The sequence below is a fragment of the Ruoffia sp. FAM 24228 genome (assembly GCF_045528575.1).
Taxonomy (GTDB): Bacteria; Bacillota; Bacilli; order Lactobacillales; family Aerococcaceae; genus Ruoffia; species Ruoffia halotolerans.
Genome location: NZ_JBGQQZ010000076.1, coordinates 1 through 11310 on the forward strand (window position 1 = coordinate 1; position 11310 = coordinate 11310).

At 34.8% G+C, this 11310-nt stretch carries 12 protein-coding genes and 1 pseudogene; 7 read left to right on the top strand and 6 right to left on the bottom strand.

Annotated elements, in window-relative coordinates:
• Positions 1-54: 54 nt before the first annotated feature.
• The 3 genes and pseudogenes from ACEN33_RS10815 to merR form a co-directional block, all read right to left on the bottom strand.
• Positions 55-339 (bottom strand): annotated as a pseudogene (locus tag ACEN33_RS10815) (transposase); the annotation flags it as partial.
• 347 nt (positions 340-686) lie between these two features.
• The gene (gene merA / locus ACEN33_RS10820) at positions 687-2333 is read right to left on the bottom strand and encodes a mercury(II) reductase (RefSeq protein ID WP_407095086.1); all 1647 of its coding nucleotides are present in this window, start codon (positions 2331-2333) and stop codon (positions 687-689) included.
• A gap of 12 nt (positions 2334-2345) precedes the next feature.
• Positions 2346-2747: an Hg(II)-responsive transcriptional regulator gene (merR, locus tag ACEN33_RS10825; RefSeq protein ID WP_407095087.1), complete on the bottom strand. Its 402-nt coding sequence runs from the start codon at positions 2745-2747 to the stop codon at positions 2346-2348.
• A 218-nt stretch (positions 2748-2965) separates the two neighbouring features.
• On the opposite strand from merR, the gene ACEN33_RS10830 reads away from it, so the two are divergent.
• The 3 genes from ACEN33_RS10830 (at position 2966) to ACEN33_RS10840 (ending at position 4194) form a co-directional block, all read left to right on the top strand.
• Positions 2966-3328 carry a metalloregulator ArsR/SmtB family transcription factor gene (locus ACEN33_RS10830; protein ID WP_197102996.1) on the top strand — a complete coding sequence of 121 codons (363 nt, stop codon included), beginning with the start codon at positions 2966-2968 and terminating at the stop codon, positions 3326-3328.
• Between the two features lie 16 nt (positions 3329-3344).
• Complete coding sequence (locus ACEN33_RS10835) at positions 3345-3956, top strand: CadD family cadmium resistance transporter (protein ID WP_407095088.1); 612 nt, start codon at positions 3345-3347, stop codon at positions 3954-3956.
• Positions 3957-4026: 70 nt separating this feature from the next.
• Positions 4027-4194 carry a cation transporter gene (locus ACEN33_RS10840; protein ID WP_407095093.1) on the top strand — a complete coding sequence of 56 codons (168 nt, stop codon included), beginning with the start codon at positions 4027-4029 and terminating at the stop codon, positions 4192-4194.
• Positions 4195-4252: 58 nt separating this feature from the next.
• Here the strand turns inward: ACEN33_RS10840 and ACEN33_RS10845 are convergent, their stop codons facing one another.
• Positions 4253-5161 (bottom strand): cation diffusion facilitator family transporter, encoded by a 909-nt coding sequence (locus tag ACEN33_RS10845; RefSeq protein ID WP_407095089.1) that lies wholly within the window; start codon positions 5159-5161, stop codon positions 4253-4255.
• 42 nt (positions 5162-5203) lie between these two features.
• Positions 5204-5518, bottom strand: coding sequence for a helix-turn-helix transcriptional regulator (locus tag ACEN33_RS10850; protein ID WP_197102991.1), 315 nt, complete (start codon positions 5516-5518; stop codon positions 5204-5206).
• A gap of 344 nt (positions 5519-5862) precedes the next feature.
• On the opposite strand from ACEN33_RS10850, the gene ACEN33_RS10855 reads away from it, so the two are divergent.
• The 4 genes from ACEN33_RS10855 to ACEN33_RS10870 all read left to right on the top strand — a co-directional run bounded on the left by ACEN33_RS10855 (position 5863) and on the right by ACEN33_RS10870 (position 10524).
• On the top strand, positions 5863-7806 hold the full coding sequence (locus ACEN33_RS10855; RefSeq protein WP_312650673.1) for a heavy metal translocating P-type ATPase: 1944 nt from the start codon (positions 5863-5865) through the stop codon (positions 7804-7806).
• 472 nt (positions 7807-8278) lie between these two features.
• Positions 8279-9286 carry a hypothetical protein gene (locus tag ACEN33_RS10860; RefSeq protein ID WP_407095090.1) on the top strand — a complete coding sequence of 336 codons (1008 nt, stop codon included), beginning with the start codon at positions 8279-8281 and terminating at the stop codon, positions 9284-9286.
• A gap of 159 nt (positions 9287-9445) precedes the next feature.
• A complete protein-coding gene (locus tag ACEN33_RS10865) occupies positions 9446-9943 on the top strand; it encodes a recombinase family protein (protein WP_407095091.1) in 498 nt (165 codons plus the stop codon).
• A 134-nt stretch (positions 9944-10077) separates the two neighbouring features.
• On the top strand, positions 10078-10524 hold the full coding sequence (locus tag ACEN33_RS10870) for an HIT family protein (protein WP_407095092.1): 447 nt from the start codon (positions 10078-10080) through the stop codon (positions 10522-10524).
• A 236-nt stretch (positions 10525-10760) separates the two neighbouring features.
• On the opposite strand, the gene ACEN33_RS10875 is transcribed toward ACEN33_RS10870, so the two are convergent.
• Positions 10761-11012, bottom strand: a complete 252-nt coding sequence (locus ACEN33_RS10875; RefSeq protein WP_407095094.1) for a DUF5960 family protein — start codon at positions 11010-11012, stop codon at positions 10761-10763.
• Between the last annotated feature and the right edge of the window lie 298 nt (positions 11013-11310).

The window sequence follows — 11310 nt, forward strand, 5'->3', positions numbered from 1 at the left end:
GGGAGTGTCAATAATTATGTGTAAATGAAGTACTCCTTCTATAAAATCGATTTATTAATTTGTTAATCTTTCAAACATTTTTTCTAGCTCTGCTTCAGCTTGTTGGAAGCCGCGGTGAATCCGTGTCAAAAACTTCTGATTGTACGTATCAAAACGGGAAACCAAAAAGCGATCCATAGATTCTTCATTCTGAAATTGCTCTTTACGTCGACTATACTTTTTAATTTGTTTATTAAAGGATTCAATCAAATTAGTGGAATACAAGCTCCTACGGATTGATAAAGGGAAATCGTAAAATGTAAGTAAGTTATCATTTTCTAGAATAGACTTGGCCAGTTTAGATGTAAATTGTAATTTTATTTTGCATTAAATTTAAGAGGTGCTTTGCACTAATAAAATAAAAAAGACTATTTCTGGGGAAAATAGTCTTTTTTCTATGTTTGTTATTGAAAGTTTACTTATAAGAAATAGTAGTTTTTAATTGCTCGGAAACTCCAAAGTAACAAATATTTACTTTTTCTTAGTAAATTTTAAATGCGTGATTATTGAAATAGTCAATATTCTCGTATGAAAATTCATTTAAAAATTGGTTAATCCATTATTTATTGAAAAATGTATCTTTTAATCGCAGATTATCTAAAAAGGACGGCAGATCCTCAAATGGAACTGCCTCCCTTTTCTGTATATTATCCTGCACAACAAGATAATTTTGAAACATCGTTATTATAGCCAAGTGCTGCAAGTTTCAGTCCTTCTGCCATCGTTAAATAGGGCGCCATTGTGTCTGTTAAATCCTCGACTGTTAAGCCAAATTTAACAGCTAAAGTTCCTGCATAAATGACTTCGCCTGCATTTTCAGCAACAATATGAACGCCTATTATTTGTTGATTTTGAGCGTTGATAACAAGCTTGATTAACCCAGTTGCATCATGATTAACTAGGGCCCTTGGTACATTATCTAAATCTAAGATTGACGTTTTAACATCTATTCCCTTATCATTTGCTTGTTCTTCTGTTAAGCCAACAGTACCTACTCCAGGATTTGTAAAAATAACACCAGGAACAACAGACAAATCAATTTTCCTATTTAAGCCCCCGACTGCATTGTCCGCTACAATCTTACCTTCATGCGCGGCTACATAGACAAATTGAGGACCTAATGTAACATCTCCTGCTGAGTAAATGTGTTGATTGCTTGTCTGACCAAAATCATTCATCATGATTTCATTATTTATCCCTATTTTTACACCAGCAACATCTAAATTTAAGGCTTCAGTATTCGGTTTTCTACCTGTCGCAATTAATAATTGATCCGATTCAAAAGTTTTTTGCCTACCATTTTTTGTGACTGTCAACTTTTTTATGTCTCCATCTTGCTCAACCCATTCATAATTAATCCCAGTAATAACCTGGATGCCTTGTTCATGAAGTGCTTTTTCGACTGTTTCTGAAACTTCTAAATCATAATCTTTTAATAGTCGTTCGCTTCTTTGTATGAGTGTGACTTTAGAACCTAAGTTGTGGAACAATTGACCGAGTTCTAGTCCAATATAACCCGAACCAATAACGGTTAATCTTTCTGGTACTTCATCTAGCTCTAATAAAGTTGTACTCGTTAAATAATCTATCTTTTCAATGCCGGGAATTTCAGGAATAAAAGAAGTTGCGCCCGTGGCGATCAGGAAGCGTTTTGCTTTTAATTCTTCTCCATTGACCTCAACGACATCACTCCCCACAAATTTTGCTTCGCCTTCGATTAAATCAAAACCGTATTCGTCGATTAAATCGATATATTTTTCTTGGCGCATTCCACTTACCAATTCATCTTTTTGTTTCACCAATGATTTTAAATCGACTTCTCCAGCCATTGTATTTAACCCATGGAATGGATTCTTTTTAGCTAAATGATTGATCGTTCCTGCCCTAAGAAGCGTTTTAGACGGAACACAGCCAACATTTACACAAGTTCCGCCAATTGTGTGTCGTTCGACCATACCCACTTTTGCACCATATTTTGTTGCTTGAATAGCTGCTGAAAAAGCAGCACTTCCAGAGCCTATAATCAGAAAGTCATAATCGTATTCCTTTTCATTTTTAAGTATTAAATTAGACTGAGAAGCTATTTTTTCGATCTTTTCTATCTGATAATTGGATTGTTCAATCGCTTTTTCGATGCTATTAATTTCGACAGATTCACTTAAATTGAATTCTGTTTCCCCTTGCCGGTAGTTTGTTTTTATATCTTTTGCACCTATGTTTTCAAGCGCCATTGTTACATGGTTTTCACAGCTGGCACAAGTCATACCTTGAATGCTTACTTTATACTTCTTCATACAAAAGCTCCTTCATTCATCATAAATTAGTGTTTCAATGATCGGACAAGCATACATTTCTTTCTCGTTAGGACAACGTCCCTTTAAATCGCCTAACATGCTTTCAATTTGTTTTAAATCAGCAATTTGTTTTTGCACTTCTATTTGCTTTTGAGAAACAAAATCAAACATATTTTGACAACGAACACTGTCTTGATCAACAACGCCTAGCAATTTATAAATTTCGTTTAAAGAAAAACCAAGATTTTGCATTTGCTTAATAAATTTCACTCGTTTAATATCCGCATCAGAATACAAGCGATATCCTGAATCTGTACGTATTGGTTCTTCCAATAATTTTTTACCTTCATAATATCGTATTGTTTCTTTATTAACGCCACTCTTTTCAGCAAATTCACTAATCAGATACTTCATTCTTTTCACCTCTATTTATTATACACCATGTACCATAGTACATGGTCAAGAGATATTTATGATTTTAAAATACTCTACCCTAGTAGTTTTCTCTTAAAATCCCTTAAATATATTTAAAGATTTTAATACCGTAAAGAAATCGAATGGCGAAACAATCAAATAAGCATTTGACTATTAACGATACAATCAAATGAACGTTTGAATGAGAGGTGAATCAAGTGACTGAAGTTTGCCAAACAACAATCATACATCCTGAAAAAGTGGATGTGGTGAAAAACAAACTAGAAAATAAAGACTTGTCGAATTTGCTTGTGCTAGGAAAATGTTTTAGCGATCCTTCAAGGATTAAAATTTTCTATGCTTTAGAAACCTTCAAAGAAATGTGTGTCTGTGATTTAGCGGAAATCTTAGACGCTAGTATTGCTACAACGTCACACCATTTACGCTATTTAAAAAAGCAAGGCGTGGCGAAATCACGCAAAGACGGAAAAGAAGTCTACTACTCGTTAGCGAATGAAGAAATTCTTTCGACTATTCGTCTAGTTTTAGACATGCCAAACAGCTTATCTTTGACGTCTTAGTTTGGAGGAAATCATTTTGTTACAAACTATTTTTTCAGCGATCGCTGTGTATATTTCGACCAGCATCGATTATTTATTTATCTTACTGATTATTTTCTCGCAAGCCTATACACAAAAAGGACTTCGTCAGATTTATTTCGGTCAATATCTTGGAACCGGCATTTTAGTAGCCGTTAGTTTATTTGCTGCTTATGTGCTGAATTTTATCCCCCAAGATTGGATTATCGGACTTCTGGGACTTATTCCCATTTATTTAGGTGTCCGAGTTGCTATGGGAGGCGAAGAAGAAGCAGAAGAAGAGGAAGTCGTGGAGAAGTTAGAGTCCAGAGGGTCCAACCGTTTGTTTTGGGCTGTTGCTTTAATTACGATCGCTTCCGGTGGAGATAATTTAGGGATTTATATTCCTTACTTTACCGCTCTATCTGTTTCTGAAATTATCCTTGTTATCGTTGTATTTGCTATCTCCATTGCAATTCTTTGCTATATCAGCTATCGATTGGCAAAAATTTCTTTTGTTTCCGAAACACTGGAGAAGTATGAACGAATTATCGTGCCTATTGTATTTATTGGCTTAGGTTTGTTTATCCTGATAGAGAACGGGACGATTCAAACACTACTAGGTTTGTAAAAATCACAATTAAGAAAGGTAAAAAGAGATGATTGAAAATAAGAACCAATATGAATGACTATTAAAAGGAATTGACTGCGGAAGTTGTGCCGCCAAAGTGGAAAGAGGCGTTTCTAAGATTGACGGTGTCGTCAACAGCAATGTTGACTATATTGCAGAAACGTTGAGCTTTGAGGTAGCAGATGAAAATGAATCCGGTGTTTTGTCGCAAGTCAAACAAGAAAAGGCAGCGATTTGATTAGTCGCTGCCTTTTTTGCTTTTCAAATAATGAAGTATTTTTTAGCATAGGACTATCTTACATGTTGTGGGAGTATCCCTTCTCAAGCTCTTCTTTGCTTGTAGCCATTTCTATTGTGATATGATTCTCTACGTCTGATTTATGTGCGACTTCTGCAATTTCTTCTTTTATTTCCCTAACCTTGTCTATATCTGAAGGGTCTATAAGAACCGTGACGATAAGGGCATTTTCTTCCCCGTCCAGTGACCAAATGTGAAAATGAGAAAGGTCCTTTACAGCAGGAATACTGTTGATTGAATTAGCAAGCTTTTCTACGTTTACATTTTCAGGCGAACCATTCAATAAAATTTTCATTGTGGTGAAAAATTCAGGGACGGTTTTGTAGAGGATATAGAGTGCAATCAAAATCGATAAGATAGGATCCAGTCGATATGCCTCGGTAAAGTTCATTAGAATACTCACAATCAAGACTCCAATCCAGCCTAATACGTCTTCCAGCATATGGAGGTTCAACATACCCTCATTTTTGGATGTGCCTTTGCTTAAAATCCAAGCAGCATATCCATTCAATGCAATAGCTACGAGAGAAAGCCAGAACATGCCACTATAATTTACGGGTTGTGGGTCAATCAAACGTGGCACACTACGATAGATCATAAAGAACGAGCCACTAATTAGCACAACGCCAGTTATCAGCGCGCCCAATAAAGAAAATCGGTTATATCCAAAAGTGAACCGTTCATCTTGTTTCTTCTCTGAGTAACCTTGAAAAAACCAAGCGAATCCAATCGAAATAGAGTCCCCTAAATCATGAACTGCGTCGGACATAATGGACACACTATTAAAAATAGACCCAAAGAAGAATTCACTTATGGAAAAAATAAAATTTATGAAGAAAGCTATTTTAATATTTTTTTTCGGTTGATTCTGATTCGAGTGATTATGGTCTTTATCTAATTTTGACATTTTAAAAACCTCCTAATTTTGTATGCTATATGCTAATTGGTTTTATTTTTCTAATTCATTAACATGAGTTAAGACTTGTTCGAGAATACTAAAAACATGAAGGTCATCTAAACTGTAAAGCATACTTTTTCCTTCTCTTCTTGATTTCACTAAGCGTGCGTCTTTCAACGTTTTTAATTGATGAGAAATAGCGGACTGTTCCATGTCCAGAGAAATGGCGATATTTCCAACACTACACTCTTTTTGCTGTAAAAGAAAGAGAATCGACAATCGTGTAGGATCACTAATCACCTTAAATAGTTTGCTTATTGACTGAATAGATTCTTTATCGATTGGAGAAGTTGTTTTTATATCCATAGTGTTTTTATTCCTCTCATATGACTCGGTGCTCATATATATAATACCATATGTGCGAAACAAAGCTAGTATTTTGTTTATAAGGGCGTTTGTTAGTTTATGAGAAAGGAGTTGAGACTGCTTTTTCTTGACAAAACTTATAGAGCACTATAAAATGAACGCATAGACATATGATTTGTTATTCATATGTAAAACGTAAAGATTACGATTTACATATGGGACAACTGAAAGGAGTCAGAGACAATGGAAATTACATGAATACTTCTCTTCTTTTAGTGGGAGTTTGTGTGATTTAATAAGTAAATGAATGGAAATCAAAGGAATTATATAGGAAGGTGATAAAAATGGAAACTATCGAAGAACAACAATCTCAAGAAAAACATAATCACAACCACGACCATGACCATGAACACGGAAAAATGCCAATCGTTTTATACTTTATTGGTTTAGCCTTAGCGGTGATCGCTTTATTTTTGAATGAAGATTATCAGTTAATGCGAAATATTTTATTCTCAATCGCTACAATCAGTGCAGGATATCATGTCATTATTCTTGAAGGCCTTGGAGAAACAATCGAGAACTCCAAAGTTCAAAAAAAGTTCATGCCCAACTCTCACATTTTGATGGGATTAGCGGCCATTGGCGCTTCTTTAATGGGGAATTTTTGGGAAGGTACATTATTGATTCTTATTTTTTCTGGTGCACATTTTTTGGAAGATTATGCAGAAGGAAGAAGTAAACGAGAAATCACGAAATTACTCGAAATGAATCCAACGACTGCCCGGTTAATCCAGCCTGATGGCAGTACAAAAAATGTTGACGTCAGTGAATTAAAAGTGGGAGATCAACTTCAAGTATTGAATGGCGATCAAGTCCCCATTGATGGCGTCATTTTGTCAGGCTCTACGTCCATTGATGAGTCGTCTATTAATGGAGAAAGTATCCCAAAAGAGAAGTCCAAAGGAGACGACGTTTTCGGAAGTACAATCAATGGAACAGGTACTTTCACAATGGAAGTCACTAAAGAAAATAAAGATACAGTATTTTCAAAAATTTTACAGTTAGTAAACCAGAACCAAGACAACCAAACAAAAGCTGCGAGTATAATCCAAAAATTTGAACCGAAATACGTTACAGTTGTTTTAATTGCCATTCCGTTATTCATGTTATTGGCTCCTTTTCTCCTAGACTGGACATGGTCACAAAGTATCTATAGAGGATTGGTCCTTTTAGTGGCAGCTTCACCCTGTGCTTTAGCAGCGGCTACTGTATCGGTAACTTTATCGACGACTTCTAACTTGGCCAAAAAAGGCGTCCTTTCAAAAGGTAGTTCTTACCTGTCTCAATTAGCCGATACTCAAGCCATTGCATTTGACAAGACAGGAACCTTGACTAAAGGAAAACCTGAAGTAACCAATTACTATTTTGCTGATTCCGTGAACGAAGAAAACATGATTGATATCGTAGTAGCTCTTGAAAAAGAATCCAATCACCCTTTAGCAGATGCTATTCTAAGAAAGTTTGAGCAAAAAAATAAACTAACTATCGAAGTAGAAAACCAGATCGGCAAAGGATTGACAGGAGATTACAAAGGGAGAAATTATCGTATAGGAAAACCGACTTCGTTTGACGATGTTTCAGATGAATATAGTCGTTTAAATAATGAATGGTCGTCAGAAGGTAAGACGGTCGTATACGTAGCAGTAGATGAGGCTGTTATAGGTCTTATTGCCCTCATGGATGTTCCGAGTGAGCATGCAAAAGAAACCATTGATTATTTCAGAGAACAAGGCATACACACCACATTAATTACTGGTGACTCAGAAATGACGGGTAAAGCAGTCGCTAAACAATTAGGAATAGATGAAGTGATTGCGAATGTCATGCCGGAAGACAAATCCAGAATTATAGACGAACAAAAAGAAAAATACGGTGTAGTTACCATGGTTGGAGACGGAGTGAATGATGCCCCCGCTCTCGTAAACGCAGATGTGGGAATCGCTATGGGAGATGGGACCGATGTGGCAGTAGAGGTATCGGATTTAGTTTTAATGCAAAACGATTTATCCAAATTGGTACAATCTCATAATATATCTACGAAAATGAATCGTGTCATTTGGCAGAATGTTATTTTTTCAATGGCCGTTGTTGCCTTTTTAGTTGTCGTTAGTTTCTTAGGCTTAACGGATATTGCAATCAGTGTCATTATTCATGAAGGAAGTACATTGGTTGTTATTCTGAATGGGCTTCGATTGTTAAGGTCTAATTCTAAGCCTATCAAAAATTAATAACCTGTTTCAAATATTAACTAATTCTCGTTTTCATATGCCTCTGAAGTTTTGGAAACTTTAGAGGCATATTTTTATAAATCAGTTAGTATCAAAAACAATCGTTTATAAGACAGGAAAAAAGGACCGCTTTTGATGTGAAAAAGTGGTCCTTTTTTGACTCAAAACTATTCTCTTTAGATAGTCGATTATGGGTGTACCCAAAAATTACAGAGATAGAAGTCTAGATATATCTAAAACTTTTGCATACTACATGTGTCGATTAACTTGAAAGGAGAATAGGCAGGGAAAATTATTTAAATTTACTCGAGTAATTTTTACTATAAAATAGGAATTTAATAATTTTAATAAATTTATATCCTTTTTTTTGCGATTATCGATAAGATAATTGAGTATAATGGGAGTAGTGAAAGCTTTTCAAATAAAAATAAGAAAGGATCTAAAAAAACGACAATTTACGGGAGGAGTTTTTATGAAATTTAGATTCTATGCGGTTTTGCATAATATGAAATTAGATAATATAAAGACCAAAGGAAAAAGAATTAATTTAGATGAATACCGTGCAAGAATTACAAATAGCAGTGGAGAATTTAAGAAGATACTTCAAAATCCAGAGACTAATGAGCGTATAGGATTTCATTCGGCTAATGAATTTTTAGCAGATAACACTACTTACGTCTATATAGACGGAGAATTGGAGAACATTATTAGTTTTGAGGAAATGAATACTATAGGGTTGGGATTTTCTTTTTCTCTGCTAAGAAAAATTCAATACCTCACACACTACCTATGGACAGTAAAAGACAATAATATATACGTTAGAGATGGATTTTTGATTGTATACGAAAATAACTTTAGAGATGTAGGCACGTATAAAGCTTCTGTTTCTGCAATTAATTCTACAGCAGATAATTTTAGAGACGTTATTAGTACTTTTTCAGACGAAGAATTAAATAGAGCTGTTTCTACAATGGAGGAAAACCTGTTTGATCCAGATTCAGAAGAAAATAATGATAATAAAAGAGAATTAATTGAATCAAAATACCCTACTCCTGAAGTTTTTTATGAAAGCGAAGGTTCAAATAGATATATAAGAGCTTTCTTTTTTACTATTGCTGCCCGTTCTCAAGGAATACTATCCTTAAAAATAGTATTCTATATTAACGCTTTAGAGTGTTTATTTTCAATTTCTCGAAACAAGATCACTCATAATGTGGCGGAAAGAGCTGCTTCTCTAGTTAAAAATACAATTATTGAAAGAGATGAATTGTATAAAAAGATAAAAAAAGCTTATAATGTTCGTTCTAGAATTGTACATGGAGATCCTCTAAATAATAATGAAGATGAATTAGCTGAGATGTCTAAAGTTCTGGATAATCTATTAAGAAATATTTTACTTGAGCACAAAAACTTTTTTGAAGAAGACACTGAAAAAAAATTAGCAGATAAATTTGAGCAATTAGTATCTCAGGAGCTTTAGTTAAATGATGTATAGATAAAAGCCGATTGAAAAAGTCGGCTTACTTTTTTATTATGCAAGTTTCATAACTTAAGAGTATTGACTATGCTTCCGAGGTCCAGTAAAATCAAGGGAAATAAAGGTGTCATAACTTATGTTCAAAAAGGGGGGTAAAAAAAGATGAAATATGGTTACGCACGGGTGAGTACCCGCCAGCAAGATCTGGAAGGGCAGCTGCGTCAACTTGAGGAGGAACGCTGCGACCGGGTCTACTTCGAGAAAATCACCGGAACAAAAAGTGATCGCCCTGAATTTCAAAAACTCCTTCAGGAAATTGAGACAGGGGATACATTGGTTGTGACAAAGCTGGACCGCTTCGCTCGCAGCACGCAAGATGCATTGAACACGATCAAGCTCTTATTTGAGAAGGGCGTGCGGATCAATGTGTTGAATCTGGGGATTATTGAAATTACGTCCACGGGAAGATTGATCTTCACGATTTTCAGTGCTTTTGCGGATTTTGAACGGGATCTGATTGTAGAGCGTACGCAGGAAGGTAAAGAACTGGCCAAACAGAAACCCGACTTCCGGGAAGGGCGCCCAAAAAAATTCAATCAGCAACAAATTAATCTGGCCATGAATCTATTGAATAATCATTCCTATAAAGAGGTAGAATAAATGACTGGCATCAGTAAGAGCACTTTGACGCGTAATAAAAGAAAAATTATAAACACATCAGGTAATAAGCTGAGTGATTAGATAATTTGCTATACTAAAAATTATCCAATTCAAAAAGGAGTGATTTACATGGAATGAACGAGAATCGAATTTTATCTGCAATAAATGGGACTAATCCAATGTTGATAAAAGAATTAAAAGGTGGCTATGCTGTTTTTGGAGATGTTCAATTTTTACCTGGCTACTGTGTGCTATTACCCAAAAAGGAAGTTAACTCTTTGAATGTCTTAACATTAGAGGAACGTGAACAGTTTCTTTCCGACATGAGTATTCTAGGTGATGCTATTATTCATAGTTGTACACCTATTAGAGTTAATTATGACATTTTAGGAAATACTGATAATTTTCTGCATGCCCATGTTTTTCCACGTTATGAATGGGAAAGTGAAGAACGGAAAAAAATGCCTGTATGGCTATACGATAGTTCCAACTGGCACAATAAAGAAACCTCTTATAACCCTATAAAGCATGATGAAATACGTAATAGCATTCAAGAGTATTTGAACAAGAATTATGAATAAGAGTTATTGGTGTTAGTATCAAATCTTAGACAGCTTTTCGTAGAGACAAGAATAAATTAAACTTATCTACGAGAGGATGAATTTTTATGACCCGGTATAAAGAAAATTTTAAAAGGTATAATCCATTTGTTAGGATTGTCTTTTTTTTAGGCATTAATAATAATCTATAATATAGAGTAATAGTGTATCCATTACTTTAAAGCAAACACATGACGGATATACTCATACGTTCTAACTTAATGATTATCTGGCTGCATACGCACTTTAAAAATAAAAAAATGATCGCGATTATCCTTCGCTTTAAAAGATGGGAGGCGAAAGTAATTAACTTGAGATTCACTCATAGCAAATAGGATGTCGTCGGTCAAAAATGATAAGGGGATATTCATATTTGAATAACGATAGTAATCAGCTTCAAATCGGCTGAAGCTTTCACTAAAATAATCAAACTGAACACTACTTTGATCTAATTTTTTTAAATCTAACATCATATACCTCCTCCCTAAGAACTCCTTTAATCATTATAAGAACGAATATTCGGTTAGTCAAGGAGGCTTATGTACCAATTGAATGTTCTACGAACAATCAATTTTGAAGTGCTGTATTAAATATAATAGGTCAACGACACACGTAAAGAGCGTGTAAGTCTTATAAATAACGGTTCTATAATTAATCGTGTTGGTGAGTTCTAAAAACTCACTGGTACGTTTTTTTGTATATCAATAGAAAAAGGTCAGTAGATTCCCTTATAATTAAGTCGACCAAAACCAATCAAAGGAGAATCTA